This is a genomic window from Prosthecobacter sp. (genome assembly GCF_044236155.1).
Lineage (GTDB): Bacteria > Verrucomicrobiota > Verrucomicrobiia > Verrucomicrobiales > Verrucomicrobiaceae > Prosthecobacter.
Genome location: NZ_JBIIHA010000011.1, coordinates 43,755 through 66,337 on the forward strand (window position 1 = coordinate 43,755; position 22,583 = coordinate 66,337).

The 22,583-nt window shown below is 61.8% G+C and carries 20 protein-coding genes; 7 read left to right on the top strand and 13 right to left on the bottom strand.

Annotation, left to right across the window (positions count from 1 at the left end):
• Positions 1-11: 11 nt before the first annotated feature.
• The 8 genes from ACILSE_RS11480 to metK all read right to left on the bottom strand — a co-directional run bounded on the left by ACILSE_RS11480 (position 12) and on the right by metK (position 7,354).
• Positions 12-803: a DUF1295 domain-containing protein gene (locus ACILSE_RS11480; protein WP_395717533.1), complete on the bottom strand. Its 792-nt coding sequence runs from the start codon at positions 801-803 to the stop codon at positions 12-14.
• A complete protein-coding gene (locus ACILSE_RS11485; protein WP_395717534.1) occupies positions 793-1,293 on the bottom strand; it encodes a DUF2062 domain-containing protein in 501 nt (166 codons plus the stop codon). Before ACILSE_RS11485 ends, ACILSE_RS11480 begins: the two co-directional genes overlap by 11 nt.
• The gene (locus tag ACILSE_RS11490) at positions 1,290-1,622 is read right to left on the bottom strand and encodes a DUF1475 domain-containing protein (RefSeq protein WP_395717535.1); all 333 of its coding nucleotides are present in this window, start codon (positions 1,620-1,622) and stop codon (positions 1,290-1,292) included. The genes ACILSE_RS11485 and ACILSE_RS11490 overlap by 4 nt, the downstream gene beginning before the upstream one ends.
• 5 nt (positions 1,623-1,627) lie before the next feature.
• Positions 1,628-2,908, bottom strand: coding sequence for a class I SAM-dependent methyltransferase (locus ACILSE_RS11495; protein ID WP_395717536.1), 1,281 nt, complete (start codon positions 2,906-2,908; stop codon positions 1,628-1,630).
• Positions 2,905-3,702, bottom strand: a complete 798-nt coding sequence (locus ACILSE_RS11500) for a DUF1365 domain-containing protein (RefSeq protein ID WP_395717537.1) — start codon at positions 3,700-3,702, stop codon at positions 2,905-2,907. The genes ACILSE_RS11495 and ACILSE_RS11500 overlap by 4 nt, the downstream gene beginning before the upstream one ends.
• Positions 3,702-4,979 carry an NAD(P)/FAD-dependent oxidoreductase gene (locus ACILSE_RS11505; protein WP_395717538.1) on the bottom strand — a complete coding sequence of 426 codons (1,278 nt, stop codon included), beginning with the start codon at positions 4,977-4,979 and terminating at the stop codon, positions 3,702-3,704. Before ACILSE_RS11505 ends, ACILSE_RS11500 begins: the two co-directional genes overlap by 1 nt.
• Positions 4,976-5,914 carry an acyl-CoA desaturase gene (locus ACILSE_RS11510; RefSeq protein WP_395717539.1) on the bottom strand — a complete coding sequence of 313 codons (939 nt, stop codon included), beginning with the start codon at positions 5,912-5,914 and terminating at the stop codon, positions 4,976-4,978. The genes ACILSE_RS11505 and ACILSE_RS11510 overlap by 4 nt, the downstream gene beginning before the upstream one ends.
• A gap of 222 nt (positions 5,915-6,136) precedes the next feature.
• Positions 6,137-7,354, bottom strand: a complete 1,218-nt coding sequence (gene metK / locus ACILSE_RS11515) for a methionine adenosyltransferase (protein WP_395717540.1) — start codon at positions 7,352-7,354, stop codon at positions 6,137-6,139.
• Positions 7,355-7,594: 240 nt separating this feature from the next.
• Here metK and hisG point away from each other — a divergent pair, with 240 nt between their 5' ends.
• The 3 genes from hisG (at position 7,595) to ACILSE_RS11530 (ending at position 10,447) form a co-directional block, all read left to right on the top strand.
• Positions 7,595-8,479 carry an ATP phosphoribosyltransferase gene (gene hisG / locus ACILSE_RS11520; protein ID WP_395717541.1) on the top strand — a complete coding sequence of 295 codons (885 nt, stop codon included), beginning with the start codon at positions 7,595-7,597 and terminating at the stop codon, positions 8,477-8,479.
• Positions 8,480-8,510: 31 nt separating this feature from the next.
• On the top strand, positions 8,511-8,615 hold the full coding sequence (locus ACILSE_RS11525) for an AURKAIP1/COX24 domain-containing protein (protein WP_294229817.1): 105 nt from the start codon (positions 8,511-8,513) through the stop codon (positions 8,613-8,615).
• A 71-nt stretch (positions 8,616-8,686) separates the two neighbouring features.
• Positions 8,687-10,447 carry a tetratricopeptide repeat protein gene (locus tag ACILSE_RS11530; RefSeq protein WP_395717542.1) on the top strand — a complete coding sequence of 587 codons (1,761 nt, stop codon included), beginning with the start codon at positions 8,687-8,689 and terminating at the stop codon, positions 10,445-10,447.
• A 33-nt stretch (positions 10,448-10,480) separates the two neighbouring features.
• Here ACILSE_RS11530 and ACILSE_RS11535 read toward each other — a convergent pair whose 3' ends face one another.
• Positions 10,481-11,761, bottom strand: coding sequence for an MFS transporter (locus ACILSE_RS11535; RefSeq protein WP_395717543.1), 1,281 nt, complete (start codon positions 11,759-11,761; stop codon positions 10,481-10,483).
• An 80-nt stretch (positions 11,762-11,841) separates the two neighbouring features.
• A complete protein-coding gene (locus tag ACILSE_RS11540; RefSeq protein WP_395717544.1) occupies positions 11,842-12,684 on the bottom strand; it encodes a hypothetical protein in 843 nt (280 codons plus the stop codon).
• A gap of 93 nt (positions 12,685-12,777) precedes the next feature.
• On the opposite strand from ACILSE_RS11540, the gene ACILSE_RS11545 reads away from it, so the two are divergent.
• Positions 12,778-14,208, top strand: coding sequence for a caspase family protein (locus tag ACILSE_RS11545; protein ID WP_395717545.1), 1,431 nt, complete (start codon positions 12,778-12,780; stop codon positions 14,206-14,208).
• A 20-nt stretch (positions 14,209-14,228) separates the two neighbouring features.
• On the opposite strand, the gene ACILSE_RS11550 is transcribed toward ACILSE_RS11545, so the two are convergent.
• Together ACILSE_RS11550 and ACILSE_RS11555 are read right to left on the bottom strand one after the other, a co-directional pair.
• Complete coding sequence (locus ACILSE_RS11550; protein WP_395717546.1) at positions 14,229-14,495, bottom strand: hypothetical protein; 267 nt, start codon at positions 14,493-14,495, stop codon at positions 14,229-14,231.
• Between the two features lie 142 nt (positions 14,496-14,637).
• Positions 14,638-15,459, bottom strand: coding sequence for a TIGR00282 family metallophosphoesterase (locus ACILSE_RS11555; RefSeq protein WP_395717547.1), 822 nt, complete (start codon positions 15,457-15,459; stop codon positions 14,638-14,640).
• A 122-nt stretch (positions 15,460-15,581) separates the two neighbouring features.
• On the opposite strand from ACILSE_RS11555, the gene ACILSE_RS11560 reads away from it, so the two are divergent.
• Positions 15,582-16,970 carry a hypothetical protein gene (locus ACILSE_RS11560; protein ID WP_395717548.1) on the top strand — a complete coding sequence of 463 codons (1,389 nt, stop codon included), beginning with the start codon at positions 15,582-15,584 and terminating at the stop codon, positions 16,968-16,970.
• On the top strand, positions 16,967-18,403 hold the full coding sequence (locus tag ACILSE_RS11565) for a shikimate kinase (protein WP_395717549.1): 1,437 nt from the start codon (positions 16,967-16,969) through the stop codon (positions 18,401-18,403). The genes ACILSE_RS11560 and ACILSE_RS11565 overlap by 4 nt, the downstream gene beginning before the upstream one ends.
• On the opposite strand, the gene ACILSE_RS11570 is transcribed toward ACILSE_RS11565, so the two are convergent.
• Positions 18,400-21,126 (bottom strand): ATP-dependent DNA ligase, encoded by a 2,727-nt coding sequence (locus ACILSE_RS11570; RefSeq protein ID WP_395717550.1) that lies wholly within the window; start codon positions 21,124-21,126, stop codon positions 18,400-18,402. The two genes, ACILSE_RS11565 and ACILSE_RS11570, sit on opposite strands and share 4 nt — an antisense overlap.
• A gap of 55 nt (positions 21,127-21,181) precedes the next feature.
• Here ACILSE_RS11570 and ACILSE_RS11575 point away from each other — a divergent pair, with 55 nt between their 5' ends.
• A complete protein-coding gene (locus ACILSE_RS11575; protein WP_395717551.1) occupies positions 21,182-22,555 on the top strand; it encodes an FAD-binding oxidoreductase in 1,374 nt (457 codons plus the stop codon).
• Positions 22,556-22,583 lie beyond the last annotated feature (28 nt).

A 22,583-nucleotide genomic window follows, 5' to 3' on the forward strand; every position in this document is an offset into this window, starting at 1 on the left:
GGGCGATGGATTCAGCTTTTCGGGAACCAAGGCACAAAAGCGCTAGTGGTGCGTTGGTACTCGCGGTAGGCGTCGCCCTTCGACTGCACCGCGCATTCCTCCGTGAGAGGGATGCCCGTGACGCGGAGCAGGAAATACAAAATCATCGCGGGTGCGTAGATCGTCACCCAGCCCCACGGCGAACCGCAGGCGAAGAGCCAAAAGCCCCACCACACGACCGACTCGAAGAAGTAGTTCGGATGCCGCGAATAGCGCCACAGGCCGACCTGGCAGACTTTGCCCTTGCTGGCCGGATCGGCTTTGAAACGCTTCATCTGCGCATCGCTGAGCGCCTCGCCGCTCAAACCGATGAGCCATACGCCAAAGCCAAACCATTCGATGATCCCGATCTCCGCCGCTGGATTCACGCAGGCCAGCAGCACTGGCACGGACAGCAGCACGATCAGCACGGCCTGCGCCTGGAAGAAAAAGAAGAAACTACGCGCCAGGCTGCCCTTCCACTTTTCCCGCAGCACCTCGTAGCGCACGTCCTCGTGCGGATGATGCTTTTTTACGCGGAAGAAGAGGTAGGTGCCCAAACGCAAGCTCCAGAGCAACGCCATCGTCAGCGCGAGCAGCTTTCGCGACGTGAAGCCACCTCCGAGCCACGCATACACCGGCGCGATCACCGCGAGCGCGTAGGACCACGTCACATCGACGAAGCTGAAGTTGTTAAGCCGCAGGCTGAGCAGCCAGGTGAGGCCAAACAGCACGAAGGCGACGAGCGTGCCGATGCCGGTCAAAAACCAGAAGTCAGGTGGCATGGCGGGCTCTTGGAAGATGTTGCGCAAGCCGCTCGATGAGCGGCCGGCTGATGAAAAAGATCGCGCCGAACAAAACGGGCGAGATGAGCAGCCAGACCACCACGGCGTAGAGGCCGAGCATGCCGAATTCGGCGAGAAATTGGCCCGGCGCGGCGAAAAACCGCTCCATGAGCATCGTGATCGACAAAGGCACATGCTCAGCGCCGAACAGCGTTTCTCCTGCGCGCATGAAGAGCAGCACGGTGGCGAGTTGCAGCGGATAACTCAACTCGCGAAACACCTGCAGCACCGGTTGGTTCAGCTTCAGCGGCACACCAATCGCCAGCGAGAGCAAGGTCGGCGTGCCGAGCAGCGGGAACACACCGATCGTCACGCCGAAGGCGATCGCCTGCGCGATCTTGGCAGGCGTGATGCCCTGGGTGAGCTGCGTGAGCACGGGGTTCAGCACCCAGCGTCGCCAGAGGGATTCATGCTGGACGGCTTCGATCATGCTTTGCGGAGAAGGATGTCCTCTATGCGCCCATCAGCAGGCACGCGGAAGAGCTGGATGAGCATGTAGGCGGCCATGGCGATGTTTCCGAGCAGCAGGATGCCCAGCAGCCAGCCGACGCGTGCCAGCCACGTGCGCTCCTTGTACGCGACCCAGCAGTAAAAGGTCAAAAACGCCCAGTAGGTGTCGAACAACGTGGCGATGAACCACGGATGGCCACCCACGCTGCCCGGAATCTCCCACAAGGCGCAATTCACCGAGGCCCAGCTCGTGACCGCGAGCATGGAGACCAGTACGACGATGAAAAAGCAGCGCAGGAACCAGATCATGGCGTTTAGAAGGCTTGATGAAGCGTGGCGTTATTCGGTCGGGTGTACACCGCCTGCACGACGCTGATGTTCCGCGTGGCGAAGGCCGCCTCGCAGTATTGCAGGTAGTAGTTCCACTTGCGGATGAAGCGGTCGTCAAAGCCTTGCGACTTCACTTCCGCGAGCTTTGCGTGGAAGCGCTCAAACCACAGCCGCAGCGTTTTGGCATACGAGGCGCCGAGATCTTCGAGGCCGTGCATGAAGAGATCGCTCGTGCGGTTGATGGCCTGGTTCACGCGACCGACGCTGAGCAGCAGCGAGCCGGGGAAGATGTGTTTTTGAATCCAGTCCACGCCTTTGCGCAGGTCTTTGTGCTGGCAGTCGGCCACGGTGATCATCTGGAAGGCCAGCAGGCCCTCCGGCTTCAACACCTCGGCGCATTTCGCGAAGTAGGTCTCCAGGAATTTGTCGCCAACAGCCTCCAGCATCTCGATGGAGGCGATCTTGTCGAACTTCCCGGTGATGTGGCGGTAATCCTGCAGCCGGATCTCGATTTGATCCGACAAACCTTCGCGCGCGACGCGCTCGGTGGCGAATTTGTGCTGCTCCTGCGAGATGGTGACGGCGGTGACACGCACGCCGTGGTGTTTCGCCGCGTGGCAGGAGAATCCGCCCCAGCCGCAGCCGATTTCGAGCACGTGATCGCCCGGCTTGAGCTGGAGCTTCTGGCACAGCGCCTCGTATTTCGACGCCTGCGCCTCCGCGAGCGGTTGCCCGGCATATTCAAAGCGTGCGGCGGAGTAGGTCATCGTCTCGTCGAGCCAGAGCGAGTAGAAATCGTTCCCGAGATCGTAGTGCTCCGCGATGTTCCGACGGCTGGTCGTGACGCTGTTCGGTCGCAGCAGGTGCTGGAGGCGGTTCACGACGTTGAGGAAGTTCACAAATGCCACCTTGCCCGACGAGGTGCGCGAGCCCTGGGTCTTCGACAGATTCAGAATGAACCACGAAATCACGTCCGCGATGCTGTCGGTGTCCCAGTCGCCATCAACGTAAGCCTCGCCAAAACCGACATTGCCGAAGAGAGCGCAGCGCTTGAAGAAATCCATGCTGCGAATGCGCATCTCCGCTGTGATGTCAGCACCAGGAGCGCCAAACACGCGCGTGCGCCCGTCCGGCCAGATCATGCGCATGCCGCCATGCACGAAGGGCTTGAAGCTCTGCAGCACGAGCCATTCATAGAAACCGGTTTTGGCAGTGCCGGCCTGCGAAATGGCGGAACTTGGGTCGAGGGTCAGGGTGGTGTTCATGATTTGGCGGGAAGGATGGAATGATGCGGACGCAGAACTGCCTGCTGGAGTTCGCGGTTCGCGCTTTTGGCGAACCAAGGCACGCGCTTGAGCCAAAGCAGCAATGCATGCCAATGGATGAGGAACATGACTTTCAGCGTCAGCAGCGGGTATTTCACCGCGCAGGCCAGCAGCGCGGTGTTGGTGAGCTCACGCCGTGTTCCAGTGAGCGCGCTGACGAGCGTTTTGCCCTCGTTGTCGGCGTCATCGACGGTGATGTGCAGCTTTTCGGCCGGCACACGCAGGTGGAAATCAAACTTGAGGTCCAAGGCCGAAAAGGGCGAGACGTAGAACAACTTCGGCGTGACGAGCGTGAAGCCGTCAGCGCCCGGCTCGGGCATCAGGTAGAATTTTTGCTCGTGGAAGGTGTTTGTGACCTGCGCCAGCGCGCACAGCGGCGTGCCATCGGCCGCGAACGCATAGAAAAACGTGACCGGATTGAAGACGTAGCCAAGCACGCGCGGAAAGGCGAGTATCTTGATCGAAGCGATGCGGCTGGTGTCGATGCCGCGTGCCGCCAACTCCGCCAGCAGGCCGGTTTTGACGTTTTCACGCCCGCCGCCGAGATGGTCGCGGTCATGGAACGAGAAGAGATTGAAGCGGTTGCGGCTGAACAAGGCCAGATCGGCATCCAGCGCGTCGATTTCATCGAGATCGAGCCACAAATAGAACACGCGGTAGGAGAAGCCGTGGCGCTTGGGGCGCAGGCGCTGGTGCATCACCGTGCATTCGTAGATGTGCGATGAAGCGGGCATCACCAGGGCTCCTTTCCAAGCAAATCGCGGCACAAGGCCACTGCGGAGCCGAAGGCGTCCTCGTGGAAGCCGTAGCGGAAGTAGCTGCCGCAAAAGTAGGTCGTCTGATCGCGCGAAAGGCGGTTCAGCTCCGGCAGGCGCTTTTGTGCGTCGATGGCGGCCATGTCGAAAAGTGGATGCTCGTAGGCGATGCGTTTGATCACCTTATCCTCGGCGATCTCATCGGCCGCGTTGATCGAAACGAAGTAGTTCGTGTTGTCGGAGACGCCCTGGAGGCTGTTCATCCAGTAATGCGTGCTCGGCTCCACACCGCCGTTATTTGTCGGCTTGATGCGATAATTCCAAGAGGCCCAGCAGCGCTTCGTTTTCGGCATAAAGCGTTCGTCGGTGTGCAGCGTAGCCGTGTTGGGCTGGTAGTGGAAGCAGCCGAGCAGTTCGCTTTCGAGATCAGTCGGATCGGCGATCATGCGCAGCGTCTGGTCGGCATGGCTGGCGAAGATGACCTTGTCGAAGGTGTCCGACGTGCCCTGACGCGTGATCACCTTCACACCTGCGTCGCTCCGTTCGACACGCACGATCGGCGAACCGAGGCGGATGCGCTCTTTGAAGGGCGCGGTGAGTTTTTTCACATACGACTTCGCGCCGTTCGTCACGGTCCACCACGGATGCTGCGTGTGCAGGCCGAGAAAGCCATGATTGTGCCAGAAGCGCAGCAGTGTGAGCGCCGGAAAGGACAGCATGAGCTCGGGCGGCGTGGACCACACGGCGGAGGACATCGGCACGATGTAGAGATTGAGGAAATCCTCGCCGTAGTCGCGGGCGACGACGTACTCGCCCAGCGTCATGCGCGCATACGCCGGATCTTCGAGCGCAGCGATAGCCTCGGCGTTGAAGCGATTGATGCGAGACAGGAACTTCCAGAAGCGCGGTCGCAGCAAGTTGCGCCGCTGGCCGAAGAGATGACCGAGCGAGGTGCCGTTGTATTCGATGCCGCTTTCGAGGTGCGAGACGCTGAAGGACATCGACGTCGGCTTCGTCTCCACGTCGAGTTCCTTGAACAAGCGCGTGAGCAGCGGGTAGGTCACGTGATTGAAGACCATGAAACCGGTGTCCACCGGCAGTTCGCGACCGCGTTCGACGACGTTCACCGTGTTCGTGTGCCCGCCGGCGTAGTCGTTTTGCTCGAAGAGCGTCAGATCGAACTCACGATGCAGAAAGTGAGCGCAGCCGAGCCCGGCGACGCCAGTGCCGATGATGGCGAGACGCGGGCGGTTCATGCGGCGGTCGATTTGGAGGTTTCGAGCTCACGTGCCTCGCGATACACACTGGCAGGCACCGCCTTTAGGTCCCATATCAGCCCGGCCCAGGACATCATCTTCAGCAGGTAGTAGGACACATCGATCTCCCACCAGTAAAAGCCCTGCCGCGCCGAGGCCGCGTAGCGATGGTGGTTGTTATGCCAGCCTTCGCCGAGCGTGAGAAGCGCAAGAAACAGGCTGTTGCGGCTGTCGTCGGAGGTCTTGAAGCGACGGCTGCCAAACACGTGTGCGAGCGAATTGATGAAGAAGGTGGCGTGCAACAGCAGCACGGTGCTGAGGAAGAACCCCCACACGAACATTTGGGCTCCATTCGTCCCGAGGCCGGGTGCGTAACGCTCAAGCAGCGCTCCGGTGATCCAAAGGGCAACGCCGTAAAGGATCGGCACGATCTGGTCATGCCGGTTGAGGAAAACAAGCTCCGGATACTGCTGGAGATCGCGCACGCGGCTGTAGTCCGTCGGAAAATTCTTCGCGCTCGTAAGCCAGCCGATGTGCGACCACATGAAGCCTCGTTTCACCGGCGAATGCACATCCGGTTCGTCATCGGAGTGCTGGTGATGATGCCGATGAACGGACGCCCACCACAACGGGCCGCGCTGGCAGGAAGTGTTTCCCATCACGGCGAAGAGAAACTGCATCGCACGCGAGGTGCGGTAGCTGCGATGCGAAAAGTAGCGGTGGTAGAACGCGGTGATCGCAAACATGCGCACCGCGTACAGCAGCAGCGCCGCGGCGAGCGCCGTCCAACTGAAACCCACCCACAGCACGGCGAAGCAGCCGAGATGCAGCACGATGAACGGGATGCAGCGCTTCCAATCGACGCCTTCCTTCAGGTCAGTGGCAGGATCCCAGCCTGGCGGACGAAAGTCAGAGTCGAACCACTGCCGGAGCATGAGAAAAATCTGGGCGGATGCCCGGCTCCAAAAATTTGGCGACGTTGTTCCAGAGCGTATCACGGGTTCTTATGCGTTTGGGGCGTTAGGGCGGATTCAAAAATCTGGCACCAAACACCCCTTAGCCGGTAAAAGCGTCCAGCACCATGAGAAGCCGTGCCTTTGACACAAAAAAGCCGCGCAGGGTCGCTGCGCGGCTTTCGTGAGCTTTTTGAAGACGAATTACTTCGCAGCCTTCTTGAGGGCCTCGGCCTTGGTGGTGGCTTCCCAAGTGAGGTCGGCATCGGATTTGCCGAAGTGGCCGTAGTTGGTGCTCTTGCCGTAGATCGGGCGGAGCAGGTTGAGCTGCTTGACGATGTCAGCTGGCTTGAAGGAGAACACTTTGAGGACGGCGTCGAGGATCTTGTCGTCGCTGATCGCGCCGGTGCCGAAGGTGTCAATGTGCACGCTGACCGGCTTCGGATGACCGATGGCGTAGGCGAACTGCACTTCGCAGCGGGCGGCGAGGCCGGCGGCGACGACGTTCTTGGCGACCCAGCGGCCCATGTAGGCGGCGCTGCGGTCCACTTTGGACGGGTCCTTGCCGGAGAAGGCACCACCCCCGTGACGGCCCATGCCGCCGTAGGTGTCCACGATGATCTTGCGGCCGGTGAGGCCGCTGTCGCCCTGCGGGCCGCCGACGACGAACTTGCCGGTCGGGTTGATGAGATACTCGGTGTCCTTCGTGAGCATGTTCTTCGGCAGCACCTTCTTGATGACCTGCTCGATGCAGAACTTCTCGATCTCGGCGTGCGTGGCGCTTTCGGCGTGCTGGGTGGAGATGACGACGTTCACGATGCGGGTGGGCTTGCCATCGACGTATTCGACAGAGACCTGGCTCTTCGCATCCGGACGCAGCCACTTGGCGAGCTTGCCGGCCTTGCGGATGCGGGTCAGCTCACGGCCGAGGCGGTGCGCGAACATGATCGGCGCGGGCATGAGCTCCGGCGTTTCATCGCAGGCGTAACCAAACATGATGCCTTGGTCGCCGGCGCCCTGCTCGGCGTGCTTCTTGCCTTCGGCAGCGGCGGCGTCCACGCCCTGCGCGATGTCGGGGCTCTGGATGGTGAGGTAGTTGTTGATGAAGAGCTTGTCGGCGTGGAAAACGTCGTCGTCGTTGGTGTAACCGATGCCGCGCACGGCCTCACGGATCACTTTGCCGATGTTGATGACCTCGTCGATGGGCTTTGTGGTGCCGAGCTTCTTGTTCTGGAGCTTCGGGATGGTGATCTCACCGCCGACAACGACGATGTTGCTCTTCGCGAAGGTTTCGCAGGCCACACGGCTGGTCTTGTCCACGGCCAGGCAGGCGTCGAGGATGGCGTCGGAAATGGTGTCGCAAACTTTGTCAGGATGGCCTTCGCCGACGGACTCGGACGAGAAGATGAAACTACGGGACATGGTGGTGGTCGTGTGGGTTATATGGACGAATCATGATTTGTTGATGCGTCCGGACGACTGGGAGAGTATTCCCCAATGTGGAGGCGTCAACCGTGGTTTTTGTGCTTATGACACGGATTGAAGTCGCTTCTCCGTCAATGCAGCAGACACATCCCCTGAGAGGCTCATGCGACTTGCCCCGAAATTCCCCTCGCCAGCCTGAAAAATGCCGCTAGGATGCGCGCCCTTTTCCCCCGACCCATGCCCGAACCGAAGAACATCCTCCGCCTTGGACTGCCCAAAGGCAGCCTGCAGGAGCCGACGCTTGAACTGTTCAAGCGCGCCGGGTTCAACATCGTGGTCTCGTCCCGTTCCTACCGTCCGGCGGTCGATGACGATGAGCTGGAGATCCGCCTTCTGCGCGCCCAGGAGATTGGTCGCTATGTCGATCATGGGTTCCTCGACTGCGGCATCACCGGACGCGACTGGATCGTGGAAAACGGCGCGGATGTCGAGGTCATCACCGACATGCGCTACAGCAAGGCCACCTCCAAGCCCACACGCTGGGTGCTGGTGGTTCCCGAGGACTCGCCTGTGCGCAGCGTGAAGGATTTGGAAGGCAAGCGCATCGCCACGGAGGCCGTGGGATTGACGCAGCGCTACCTCGACAAGCACGGCGTGAAGGCCGAGGTCGAGTTCAGCTGGGGGGCCACGGAAGTGAAGGTGCCCGAGCTCGTCGATGCCATCGTGGACATTACCGAGACCGGCTCGTCGCTGCGCGCGAACAAGCTGCGCATCGTGGACACTCTGATGGAAAGCTACCCGCAGTTTGTCTCCAGCAAACCGGCCGCCCGTGATAAATGGAAGCGGCAGAAGATGGAGACGCTCGTGCTGCTGCTCAAAGGCGCGCTTGAGGCCCGGGACAAGGTGGGCCTCAAGATGAACGTGCCCGCCACCAAGCTCGAGGAAGTCGTCGCCACGCTGCCCTCACAGCGCTCGCCGACGGTGTCACAGCTCGCCAGCCCGGAATGGGTGGCCGTGGAAACGGTCATTGACGAGACCACCGTGCGCACCATCATCCCGCGGCTGAAGTCGCTGGGAGCCGAGGGGATCGTGGAATACCCCTTGAACAAAGTCGTCCACTAAGACCAAGCCAACACAACAGGAGAACAGAACCATGGGATCGCTCAAAAAGCGGAGAAAAACGAAGATCAACAAGCACAAGCGCAAGAAGCGCATGCGCGCGAACCGCCACAAGAAGCGTTTGCGCTACAAGGCGTAACGCATAGCCTCACAGGCATGGCTTGTCTCCGCAGGGTGAATCGATGGCATCGAGACGCCGGACGAAGTGTCATGCACTGGCGCGGTCCGGTGTTCGCCAATCTCTTGCTCGCGTTCTTCCTCCCAGGAAACGTGGCACAGGCGGCGGCGAAGGCTGATCTCTCTCCCGGAGCCACGGCGGCGGAAACTTCCGACCTGCGACTCCTTCGCGACGGAGAGGTCACGGCTGAAGTGCTCGCGCATTATAGCGCCGCGCTTCAATTTGAGGCTTCCGGGAAGCTGCGTCAGGCGCTGGAGCACTATCTGGCGGTGTTCAAGGCCGACCCCACGAACGCGGAACTCGCCGCCCACACGGCCGGGATCGCGATGCAGTTTCAAGGACGTGAGTCCGCCATGAAAATCCTCGAGGACGCAGTGCGCGCGAATCCTCGCTCGCCCGCGCCGCTGCTGAACCTGGCCCGCTTCGCCGGCACCTACCCGCCCGAGGACTTGTTTGAGAAGGACACGCGGCCGGCCAAGGCGATCAGCGAGGCTTTGCAGAGGTTCCCGTCACATGCGGAGGTTTATGAGGCGGCGGTGCTGTTCCATCTCACGCAAAACGAGCGCGACAAGGCCGTCGCCATCATGGAACAGGCCGCCAACCAGACGAGCGGCGATCCGCAATTCTGGCTCGATGCCGGGCGTGTCGCGGAGCGCGTCTGGCCGCTCGGCCAGGCCGAATTCAACCAGGAATACCGCCAGCGCGTGGCACCCTTCTTTGAAAACGCGCTCAAAAACGTCACCAAGGCCGACGGCGAACGGATCACGCTCGAAGTCGCGCGACACTACCTGCTGACAAACGATCCTGAGCGCTCCAGACAGCTCTGCGAGAAGCTTTCGGCCGAATACAACAGCCTCGAGGCGCGCAAGCTGCTCTACCGCCTCTACGGCGCCGCCGAGCAGAAGGACAAGGCGCTCGCCACGCTGGAAGAAATCGTCAAACAAGCACCCGACGACTCCGAGCAGCGGCGTCTGCTCGCCAGCGAGTACGACAAGCTGAAACAGCCCGAAAAGGCCATCCCGCACCTTGAGGCCGCGATTCAGAACGGCGGCGGGGAGATCGGTGATTATGTGAAGCTCGGCTGGCAGCTCTACCAGACGCAGAAATTCGAGGACATGGTGCGTGTGGGCCAGCGCAGTGCGCGACTTTTCCCGGATCATCCCCTGGTGCATTACCAGCTCGCCATCGCCCACCGCGCTCGCGAGGAGTGGGCCCAGTCCGTGAAACACTTCGCCGAGGCCGAGCAGCATGCGGCCTCCACGCAGACGGAGCTTCTCGATCATCTGTTTTACTACCAATACGGCATCACGCTCGAGCGCATGGCACGCTACGAAGACGCCTCCCGCATGCTCGAGAAGTCGATCACGCTCACGCCACGCGAGGAATCAAAGGCGGCGGCCAACACGCTCAATTTCCTCGGTTACATGTGGCTGGAGCAGGGCCAGCGCCTCGACAAGGCCGGCGAGTTCATCCTCAAAGCCAACGAACTCTTTCCCGACCAGCCGGCCTACATCGACAGCCTCGGCTGGTTCCGCTACAAAAAGGGTGATTATGCCGCCGCGCTCAAAGATCTACAGCGTGCCGAGTCCTTGCTCGAACCTGTGCAGCCCGAGGACGCCGAGATTCTCGAACACATCGGCCTTACCCACCAGGCGCTCGGTGACAAGGCAAAGGCGCTCGAATACCTCGAACGCGCCAACACCCTGAAAACGCCCGATGCAAAGGCGCGCAAGCGCATCGAAGACGCGCTGCAAAAGCTCAAGAACGGCAAAGCCGACACGGAGAAGAAGTGAAGTGATACGGGCACTTTTGCCCGCATCACCTGATCACTCATGCAGCCGCTGGTCCGAGTCGATGAAGGCCCAGCAAAGCGCGGAGATCAGATAAGTCGATGCCGCGACGTAAAGCACGCCATCCCAGCCGAGGCCCATCGACTTCATCAGCCACGGCACCGCCACGCCACCGAGCGCGCCGCCGAGATTGCCGACCATGTTCATGCTGCCGGAGACGGAGCCCGCGAGCTTCCCGCCGATGTCCATGCACGCGCCCCAGGCCCCGGGCATCGAGAGATCGTTGAAGAAACCGGACACGCCGAGAGCGAGCATCGCATACGTCGCATTTTTCGTCTGCGCAGCGGCCACGATCAGCAATCCGGCTGCCAGCATGCCCAGCACGCCGACCGTGCGCCGTGCCGCACTGATGCGGCCGTTCGCCGCCGCCAGCTTTTTCGCCACCAGGCCGCCCAGAAAGCAGCCGATGCCGCCGAGGAAGAGCGGCAGGCCGTTCAGGATCGAAGTCGAGGTCGCAGTCATGTCCATGCCCAGCCCTTCCTTCGACTCCATGAACTTCGGCATCCAGGTGATGTAAAAGTACCAGACGTAGCTGATGCAGAAGTAATACACCCACAGCAGCAGCACGGATCGTGTGGCGAAAAGACGCGCCCACGGGATCTTCGCATGGCCGCCGCCCAGGTTTTTCTGCGCGTCCTCCAGCAGCGCCAGCTCAGCGGCGTTCACCTTGGGGTTGTCCTTCGGATTATCACGGAACCACAGCGCGAAGAAGACCGCCCAGATCACGCCGAGGAAGGCGAAGATCACAAACGTCATGCGCCAGCTCACCATGCTGAGCACCCAGACGACCAGCAGCGGCGTGAAGGCCCCGCCCCAGCGCGCAAAGAGCCAGGTGATCCCCTGCGCCATGCCATGCTCGCGCTGGGGCAGCCACACGCTGAACATCTTCGCGATGTTCGGGAATCCGCCCGCCTCGCCCGCACCGAACAAAAAACGGCACACCATCATCGACATCTGGTTCCACGCGTAGCCTGTCGCCGCCGTGAAGAAGCTCCAGAACATCACGATGCGCAGCAGCACACGACGCGGCCCCCATTTGTCCCCCAGCCAGCCGCCGGGGATCTCGAACAACGCATACGCCAGCGTGAAAGCCGAGAACACATAGCCCATCTGCGTGTCATCCAGCTTCAGATCCTCCTGGATGAACGGCCGCGCCTTCGAAATGCACACCCGGTCGATGTAATGAATGATGCCGAGGATCACGGCGAAAACGACCACGCCATAGCGTGTGCGGGAGGGGCGGAGGCTGGAGTCCATGCGGATAAAGCGCGCATGCTGTCACGCGACCAGCGGTGGCGTCAATCGTACAGGCATGCGAACTGGAAAGATCGCCAACTTTAGGGTTCTCCCACCGTCGGGTTGGTCACCACGTGGGCACCGGCTTTGACGGCACGTGTCAGCACTTCCTTCGGCTGCTTGCCGCTGGGCACCTGCTCGTATGCCATGCCCTTGTATCGCATCGGCTTGTAGCCTAGCGCCAGCAGCGCATCCAGCGGTGCCCGCTTAAGCCCGGGCTTCCAGTAGTCGGGCCCGCCGCCAGTTTCATAGTAGTAGATCCAGGTGTGCTGTGGATCATACCACCCCGCACAGAGCACCACATGGCGGTGCGGGATGTTCAGCAGATCCCCCGGCTGAAGATCCTGCGCGCTTGGCAGCTCGCTGCACACGGCAGGCAGCTGGCTGGTGTCATGAGCAGTGGGCAGCTTGAGACAGCGCGAGACGAAGCCCGAGCAGTCCACTCCCGCGGCCTCGCGGCTAACTGCCGCATTGTCAGCACGGCGTTTTTCCGGAGACGACACATCGCCCGCTGCGCTGCCGTTGGCGACAGCGAGATCAAACGAGGCCGGGTCATCATAGCCGCCCCACTTGTAGGGCACGCCTGTATTCACCTCTCCCGGCACCCACCAGCCCTTACGGTCTTTGTCAGGCTCATGCGTCACGTCCGGCGTGTTGACCAGAATGCCCGCGGTGTCCTTCCCATGCAGGATGTTGCGTGCAAACGGCCTCCAAGCGTGACTCGTGTACGCCTGCGCAATCTTCATAGCTTCATCCGACGTGACCTGCGACGGCGCGCTGGGATCTCCTGGTATAAGCTCCGGCGGCTTGGCGGTCTGCTTCAACTTCGACATCGAATCACAGCCCGCGAGGAGCAGCATCAGGACAGGAAAGGCTCGCATCATCGGTGGATGATGCGAGCACCGCAAAACAGGTCAACCAATTGCTCAGGCCGCGCATGCAGTTGACCGTGGCGCGGTCGTTTGCAGACTGTGCGCATGCCCGCCCGCATTTCCCACATCGGCTGCTTTTGCCTTCTGCTCACGGTGCTTTTCCAGCAAGCCTTGGCTGCGTCGAAGCCCGCCGAGCGCACCGCGCTCGTCATCGGCAACGCGAAATACGAAGCCGCTGTGGGTCCTCTACGCAACACGGCCAACGACGCCAAGGAGGTGGCCAAAACCCTGCGCGATCTCGGATTCGCAGTGATCGAAAAGCACGACGTCACGCGCGATCAACTGCTGAAGGCGGTGGTGGAATTCCGCGCAACACTGACCGGCGCAGGGGTGGGCCTGTTTTACTACGCGGGCCATGGCATCTCCGTGGCAGGCTCCAACTACCTGCTGCCAGTGAAGTCCGGCTACTCGCCCGAAGGGGCCGATGATGTAACGCTGCGCCTCCTGGCAGAAACCAAGCTCTTCAATGTGGAGCAGGCCGTGGCGGACATGAAAAGCTCGGGCGCACGCTGCAATCTCGTCATCCTCGACGCCTGCCGCACCACCGCCGTGGCACGCACCGGCCGCGCCCGCGATGCGGCAAGCCCAGGCGGCCTCAGCGAGATGAAGCCTCCAGCAGGATCTCTCATCGCCTTCGCCACCGATGCCGGGCAAACAGCGCTGGATGGCGATGGTACCAACGGCCTCTACACCGAAGAACTGCTCAAGCACCTGCGCACACCCGGCCTCACCGTGGAGCAGGTCTTCAAACGCACCCGTGCCGGAGTGCTGGAGAGATCCAATGGCGGACAGATCCCTGCAGAGTACTCCCGCCTCGTGGGAGATGACATCTACCTCGCCGGTCAGCCCGCTGCCGTGGCCGCGACCATTCCTGCGGTCATGCCACCCGCTGCGCTGCCGGTGCCTGAGTCCACACCACGCACTGCGCCTCCGGCACCACCACCCGCCCCAGTTTTGCCTACCCTGGCCTCCCTCATGAAATTGGCGCATGCCGGCAAGGCGGCCGAGTGCGTCGAAGGCCTGCAGCAGCTCGCGCAAGCCAAAGGCCCGGGAGATTATGCAACAGAGCCCATCGAAGTGCTGCTGGATCGCGTGAAGGACGATCTCAAAGACGCCACACAATCATCTCCCGCCGTGGAATCCAGCGCCGCCACTTGCGAGCTCCTCCTCAAAGCACTACGCGACTGCCTTCCGCCGGATCACGCCCAAAAGATCCCCTTCACCGCCAAGGCCCTAAACCGCCAAGGCGACGCCCTGCTGCTAATGGGTCGTGCAGATGAGGCCCTCGATGCCTACAATGCCGCGCTGCCCCTCACGCCAGAGGATTCCTACATCCGCTACAATCGCGGCCGCGCCCACCTGGCCCTCGGCAACACCACCGAGGCCAAAGCCGATTTCACCGAAGCCGCAAGCCCTCGCTACAAACAGCTCAAAGCCCGCAAGCTCGCCGAGGAAGCACTGGCCAAACTCAGGTAACCACGCACGCGATGCCCAAGTCATGGACCGAAAAATTCGCCCATCCCCCGCAGCCCAATGTCTTGCGGCTGGGAAAGCCTTATGCCGGCCATGGCGAAGGTGAAAAGATGCTGATCCCCACGCCCGCCGTGGTGGCCGCCTATGTCGCTGATATCCCACCAGGAGAATTCCGCACCATGCCACGGATGCGCGAGGACCTGGCCGCCGCTCATCACGCTGACTTCACCTGCCCGCTCACCGCAGGCATCTTCCTGCGCATCGCCGCCGAACACGCCTGGGAGCAGCATCAAAACGGCACGCCTCTGAATAAGATCACGCCCTTCTGGCACGTGGTGGATCTGAAATCTCCTGTGCCAAAAAAAACCTGGCGTGCGAGATCGATTTCATCCTCAAGCAGCGCGAGCGCGAAGGCGTCGCTTAAGCTGCTCTCTACTCATGCCACGTCCGCGCGATCCGCTCGATCTTCAGCGCCTTGCCCGTGGCGGGGTCGATCGTGATGAGAGCGCCGTTCACACGCACCGCTCCGGTGCCGACGCCGAAACGCGTGGGCATCATCGTGTGAAACCGCTCCAGCACGGGCTCGATCTGGCTGCCGATCACGCTGTCCATCGGGCCGCACATGCCGGCGTCGCTTTGAAACGCGGTGCCCTTCGGCAGCACACGTTCATCGGCGGTGGGCACATGCGTGTGCGTGCCGACCACGGCGGAAACTTTGCCGTCGAGATGCCAGCCCATGGCCACTTTCTCGCTCGTGGCCTCGGCGTGGAAGTCCACAAAGATCACCGGCGTCTCCTGGCGCAGTTTTTCCACGCATTCGGCGATGACGGGGAAGGGATTGTCGAGCTGCTGGCCCATGAAGGTGCGGCCCTGAAGGTTCACCACGGCCACCTTGCACTTTTTTGACTCCAGCACGACAAAACCGGCACCCGGCGTGCCCGCAGGATAATTCAAAGGCCGCAGCATGCGCGGCTCCTCGCCAAGAAACGGCACGATCTCCCGCTGGTCCCAGATGTGATCGCCGCTCGTCACCACGGCGGCTCCGGCTCGCATGAGGCCGATCGCAATCTTCGGCGTGATGCCACGCCCTCCGGCGGAGTTTTCACCGTTCACGACAATAAAGTCGATCTTCAACTCGTCCTTCAGCACCGGCAACAAGAGCGAGACCGCCTTGCGTCCCGGCTCGCCCACCACATCGCCCAAAAAAAGGAGGCGGAAGAGTCCGTCCGCGCCATCTGCCGTGTTGTCATTCATGTGCCGCCACTTAGTAGATGATGAAGCCGGGGATCAAGTCTAGGATGCGGTTTATGATGAAACGAATGCTGCGCGGCGCTTCTCCGGCGGCCTTGCTCGTGTGCTGCATGATCGCGCCGGGCATGGCCCAGACGATCGTGCCGGTTCCTGCCACTCCTCCCGTTCCTTCCACCCCCACGGCCGCGCCCGCGCTCACTCCTTCCCAACTCACGCCCGGTGTCGGCGCTCCAACCACCGTTCCGCCCGCTCCTGCTGCACAGCCAGCGGCCCCGCCGGTGGCTCCAGCACCGCCTGCCCCGCAGCGTCTCGACCGCCTCAGTCCGCTCGGCAGCAAGCCGGACTGGTCCAAGCTGCAATCCTTTCACCAGACGCTCACACGCGCCGAATTTGAAGCCGTCGTCCGTGACGTTTACTCCGACAGCTCCGTTTTTTCGCCACCGTGGAAGCTGGAAAATGACGGCGTCGTGATCATGACGGGGGATCCGACGAAACCCGAGGTCCGCGTCGGCTTCGCCAACCGTTCCGAATCCCCCCTGCCCGGCACGCGCACTTGGCGGCGCGCCTCCGAAATGCCCCCGCTCAAAGGCCGCCCGCCGTTGAGTGATGTCCACATCGCCATCGACCCCGGTCACATCGGCGGATCATTCGCGGTCATGGAAGAGCGCCACCTCAGCTTCGCTCCCGGCGAGGGCATTCAGGAGGGCGACCTCACGCTCATCACCGCCCAGGTGCTCGCCGAGCGCCTCAAATCCCTCGGCGCCTACGTCTCCCTCGTGCGTGAGAACAACAATCCGGTCACGGACCGCCGTCCCGCCGATCTGCTGGATGCCGCCCGTCAAATCCTCGCCGAGGCCGGTTTCCCGAAGCCCGAGGAGAACTACAACCACCTCACCGGCGACGCGAAGATACTCACCGTCCAGTGGCAGAGCGAAAAACTCTTCTACCGCGTCAGCGAGATCCATGCCCGCGCCAAAAAGGTCAATGAGACCATCAAGCCTGATGTCGTCCTCTGCCTCCACTACAACGCCGAGGCCTGGGGCGACGCCACCAAGCCGCAGTTCTCGCCCGCGAACCACATGCATGTCCTCATCAACGGCTGCTACTCGCCCCTGGAGCTGGAGCAGCAGGACGTGCGCTTCGAGTTGTTCCACCGGCTTTTCTCCCGCATCCACTCCGAGGAGCTGCCGCTCGCTGAAGCAATCGCGAACGGCATGCGCCTCTCCACAGGTCTCCCCGCCTATCTTTACACCACGCCCAACGCCCGCCACGTCGGCACCAACGCCTACGTCTATGCGCGCAACCTACTCGCCAACCGCATCTTTCAGTGCCCGGTTGTTTACCTCGAGCCATTCGTCATGAACAACGAGGAAACCTACCGCCGCCTGCTCAACGGCCACTTCATCGGCCGCACGCTCATCGCCGGACGGCTGCAAACGAGCACCATCGAGGATTATGTGCGCGGCGTCGTGAACGGCGTGCTCGCCTACTACCAAAAAAATCGACCTCAATGAAGGTGCTCCTCGCAGGTTGTGGGTTCGTCGGAGAACGGGCCGCGGACCAGCTTCATGCCGCCGGGCATGAGGTCATCGGTCTCACGCACTCGCCTGAATCCTCCGCACGTCTCGCAGCGGCCAAGCCGTGGCGGGTGGAGTCCTGCGACATCTCGAATCGCGATTCTGTCGCCGCTCTCGCCGCCAGATTGGAGGCGTCGAGCATCGACGCGTTCATTCACTGCGCCAGCTCCAGCCGTGGCGGTGCGGAGATGTATCAAAGCGTTTACGTGAACGGGATGCGTCACCTCGTGGAGGCTTTTCCGCAGGCTTTCGCGCTCTACACCAGCAGCACCAGCGTCTATCCGCAGATCAACGGCGAAACCGTCGATGAAACGAGCTTTGCCGATCCCGACCGCGACACCGGCCGCCTGCTGCGTGAGGCGGAGAACATCGCGCTCGACGCGAAGGGGGCTGTCGCCCGTCTCGCGGGCATCTACGGGCCGGGACGCTCCTTCGTTTTGAAGAACCTGCTCGAAGGCAAGGCAGCCATCGAAGGCAACAACGGCCAGGGACGGATGCTGAACCAGATTCACGCCGATGACGCGGCCTCGGCGCTTGTTCATCTCATCACACATCGTCTCGGCGGCATCTTCAACGTCGTCGATGACGCTCAGATGACGCAGCGCCAGTGCCTGGAGCACCTGTGCATGACTTTCGGCGTCAAACTGCCGCCGGAACGCGAACCAGACCCGAATCGCAAACGCGGCTGGAGCCACAAGCGCGTCTCCAACACCAAGCTGCACGCCAGCGGGTGGAAACTGCGCTACGCGAGCTACTTCGACGCCCTGCGTGATGATCCTGAGCTCGCCTCGTCAATTCTTCGCCTCGTGCAGACCGGAGGCGAGGTCGTTTGTCCCCGTCAGCCGAACATCGTGCTCATCGGACTGATGGGTTCCGGCAAAACCACCGTCGGCCGCATCGTCGCGCAGATGATCGGCTTCCAGTTCGTCGATACCGACGCGATGATCGTCGAGTCCGCCGGCAAGACGATCCCCGAAATCTTCGCCGCGGAAGGCGAGGCGGGATTCCGCCTGCACGAATCCGCCGCGCTGCGTTCGCTGCTCGGAAAACGCGGCTGCGTCATCGCCACCGGCGGCGGCATCGTCACCCAGCCACGCAATCTGCCCATCCTGCGCCACCTCGGCTACATCGTCTGGCTCGATGCCGATCCCGAGCGCCTCGCCCGCCGCACCGCGATGAACACCAACCGCCCGCTGCTCGCTGGAGAGGAAGATCCGAAAGCGAAGCTTGAACGCCTGCTCACCGAGCGCAAACCGCTCTACAAATCCCTCGCCGACCTGCGCATTCAAACCGCCGAGCTCACGCCTCAGGAGACCGCCTACGGCGTCATGGAAAGCGCCCGCGTCTTCTTCGCGAAGATGAAGCGTTAGGTGAGGCCCGCGAGCCTCATCGCATAAGCCAGCGTGTCGATTTCAGAGGGCGATTTGTCCCGGCGGATGGCTTTGATGCGGGGGAAGCGCATGGCGAGGCCGCTGTTGTGGCGGTCGCTCGGCTGGATGCTGTCGAAGGCGATCTCGAGCACGATCTGCGGCTGCACGGTGCGCACGCGGCCTTTCTGGCTGAGCGTGGTTTGCGTGAAGTGCTCGGTGAGTTCCTCGATCTCGGCATCGGTGAGGCCGCTGTAGGCCTTGCCGATGACTTTGAGCGTGTTGCCATCGGCCTCATCACGAACGGCGAAGGTGTAGTCGCTCAGCACATGGCTGCGCTTGCCGTGACCTTGCTCCGCCTTCACGACGACAACATCGAGCGTGGCAAAAGCCTTCTTGAGCTTCAGCCACGACTTGCCGCGACGTCCGGGTGAGTAGGTGCTGGCGGCATCTTTGGCGATGAGACCTTCGTTTCCACGTCGGCGAGCGGCGAGGAAGGCGGCTTCGATCTCTTCGGCGTTTTCGGCCTGGATGACGGTGATCATTTCCAGGCCCGCTGGCATCGAAATGGAACCCAATTCAGCCCTGCGGACCTCCAGCGGCTGCTCGAGCAGCGAAACGCCATTTTTCCACAACACATCGAAGACGACGTATTTCACGCTCACCTCGCTCGGCAGGAACAAATCGGCCTGATCGCGTCGGCCGAGCCGTTTTTGCAGATCGAAGAAGGTCAGCTTTTTGCCCTCGGCATGCGCGATGATCTCGCCATCGAAAATGACCTCGTCGCTCAAAAGCCGCATCGAGGCGACAACCTCCGGAAACTGACTGGAGATGGGCTTGAGGTCGCGAGTGAAGATTTCCACGCGATCCGCGCTGCGATGCACCTGGGCGCGAATGCCATCGAATTTGTCTTCCAGCCACACGTAGAACGAATCTCCAGATTCGTTCACCGAAGACTCCCGAATCTGGAGATTCGGGCTACGATCCGCCTGCAAACGATCCCAAATGGCCTGCGCGGTTTCTTCCGGCGAGGCGAGCATGACTTTGATGGGCACAAACAGCCTCGGCGCAGCTTCGTGGAGCTTGCCGGCCTTGGCGAGCAAGGCGGCGGCACTCAAATCACCACAAAGCATCGCCGCCTCGCGCACGTCATCGGCCTTCGCACCGAACGCAGCGGCCACCGCCTCCTCGATGAGGCCTTCCTTCGATCCCATGCGCAGTTCGCCGGTGAGCAAACGCACCAGCCATGAGCCTGCGGAGGCGCTGAGGCCTTGCAGCCGGGCTTTGAGCAAATTCACGCGTGCCACCTGGCTGCTCGCGTGCCTCAATTGATCGAAAAGCGCCGCCACCTGCTCCAGATCACATGTCTCTGGCGTGAGCGTCGCACGCTGCAAAACGAGAAACGCCGTGCGCCCCGCATCCGCCTGCGAACGCGAGATGGCGCGATACTCGGCCTCATTCAGCCCACTGAGCTCCATCAAGGCTCGTTTGATCAAGGCCCAGCCCGTGTTCAACGCTCCCTCGCCCGTGCTGCCACTCGAAAACAGCGCCGCGAGCTTCAATTCGCCCTCATCAAGCCCACGCAAAAAACCCGCGAGCAATTCCACCTTCTTCAATCGCGATGAAACCTCCGCCGTCGCCGCACAAACCCGCGCCCACTCGACAAAACTGCCATCTCCCCACGACTCATCCTCCAACTTGGAACCTGAAACCTGAAACTTGGAACCCTCGATCGACAGCTCGAGCTGATCACTTCCCTCCAACGTCCACGCCTCCACGCCTCGCGTCCGCAATTCCGCCGCAAACTCCCGCGTGTAACCATGCACGAGCCACACGCGACGCGGCTTCACGAGCTCCACTGTTTCAAGCAACTCCGGATGATCGGCATGATCGCTAAGCGGAAAGACCTCATCGACTTGATAACGAAACTTCGCGCCGGGTGTGAGCGCCCAGCCGCTGAGCATCGCGGTGCGGCAGACCTTCAGTTTTTTCAGCGCGAGCGACTTGCCGTTGCTCGGCGGGAAGATGAGCGCATGGCCGTGGGCCTCCGCGGCATCGAAAAGCCGGAACTGCGGCAGTTTGCCAAGCAGCGGCGCGACGGCGCGGGTCATGTCCCACACGGATTTGTGCAGCATGACCGGATGACCGGCCTCGGCGAGGGCGCAGAGGATTTCCTGCGCCTTGCCGAGTGAGTAGCCGAGCAGCACCGGGATGCCCCCATCTTCGAGCGCCTCTTGGACCCACTTCAGCACCTGCGCGACGATTTGTGGCACCGGCGGAAAGGCAAACTGCGGCAGCCCAAACGTGCACTCCATGATGAGCGTGTCCGCGTGCAGCAGCTCGCAGCGTTCGGAGCTGAGGCCCTGGCGCAGTTTGTAGTCGCCGGTGTAGAGCAGCGTGGCGCCGTCCGCCTTGCGCGTGAGGTGCAGCATGGCGGAGCCGATGATGTGACCCGCGGGCAGAAGCCGCAGTTCCCAGCCCTCCCATTCGATGATCTCGCGCAGCGGCAGCGCCCGCACCTCGCCCTCGTTTTTGAAGCCGTAGCGCGTCTTCATGAGGTCGCGGGTCACCTCGGAGCAAAACGTCATCTCATGCCGCGCCACGTGGTCCGCATGCGCATGCGAGATGAAGGCGCGCTTCACGCCAAAGTGCGGATCGAGCCACAGATCCGCCTCCGGGAGGTAGATCCCGTGTCGGTGGACGACTTGGATGAGCTCGCTTGGCATGGTGTTTCGCATTCTACGCGTTGCACGGACGCGGCGGATGGCCAAGTCTCCATGAATGGCTTCCCTCGCCGATCAACTTCTCTCTCTTCTCGGTCCCGACCGCGTTTCGACCACCGCGGCGGACATCGCCATGCATAGCACGGACAAGTGGTTCGCGTCGAACCCGCCCGAGGTCGTCGTGCATGCGCAAAACGTGGACGATGTGTCCAAAACGCTGCGCTTTGCGAACGAACACAAAATCCCCGTCACGCCGCAAGGTGCCCGCGTCGGCTATGTTGGCGGCGCGGTGCCTGCGAAAGGCGGGATCGCTCTTTCCGTGGCCCGCATGAACAAGATCAAGGAGATCGCCATCGAGGATGGCGTCGCCGTGGTCGAACCCGGCGTGATCACCGGCGACTTGCAGGCCGCCGTGCGAAAACTCGGCTGGTTTTACCCGCCGGACCCGGCATCGCTCAAGGAATGCAGTCTCGGTGGCAACATCGCCACCAACGCCGGTGGCCCACGCTGTCTGAAATACGGCGTCACTCGTCATTACGTGCTCGGCTTGGAAGCCGTGCTTGCCGATGGTTCCATCGTGAAGGCGGGCGGGCGTTGTCACAAAAACAAGACGGGTTTTGATCTCGTTGGCCTCATGGTCGGCAGCGAAGGCATGCTCGGTGTCGTCACCGAAGCCACGCTGCGTTTGATTCCGCATCCGCCGATGCGCGCGATGCTTTCGGCGGGCTTCAATTCCTTCGCCGAAGTTGCCAACGCGGTGCAGCGCATCCTCGGCAGCGGATTCCTGCCTTCTGCGCTCGAAATCGCCGACAAGTTCACGCTGCGTGCTGCCCGCGAGTATCTTGGCGAATCCGTCACGCCTCAGGGCGATGCGCATCTGCTCGTCGAGATCGACGGCCATGCCGATTCGGTCAAAGGCGAGCTTCAGCAACTCGTGAAGCTCGTGCGTGATCTCGGCTGCATCTGTTTGAACGAGGCGGTGGGCGACGAAGCTTGCGAGGCGTTCTGGAAGCTGCGTCGTGAGTTCAGCTACAGCCTGCGCAACACCGGCTTGATCAAATTGAACGAGGACATCGTCGTTCCTCGCGGCAAACTCGTCGAGCTGGTCGATTTCGCCGAGCAGTTGCAGGCCGAGTTTGGCTTCCCCGTCGCCAGTTTCGGCCATGCCGGCGATGGCAATATCCACGTGAACATCATGGTGCCGACCATGGACGATCCGGCGATCCGCGAACGCGCCGAGGCTGCACTTGATCGTTTGTTCCATCAAATCATCGCCTGGAACGGTGCCATCACCGGCGAGCACGGCATCGGTGTCGCCAAAAAGCGCTGGTGGCGCGATGCCATCCCGCCCACCGCGCATGAAACGCACCTTCGTTTGAAGCAGGCGCTCGATCCGAATGGCATCTTGAATCCTGGAAAGTTTTTGGGGTGAGGTCGTCGCTGCAAGATCACTCCTTTTC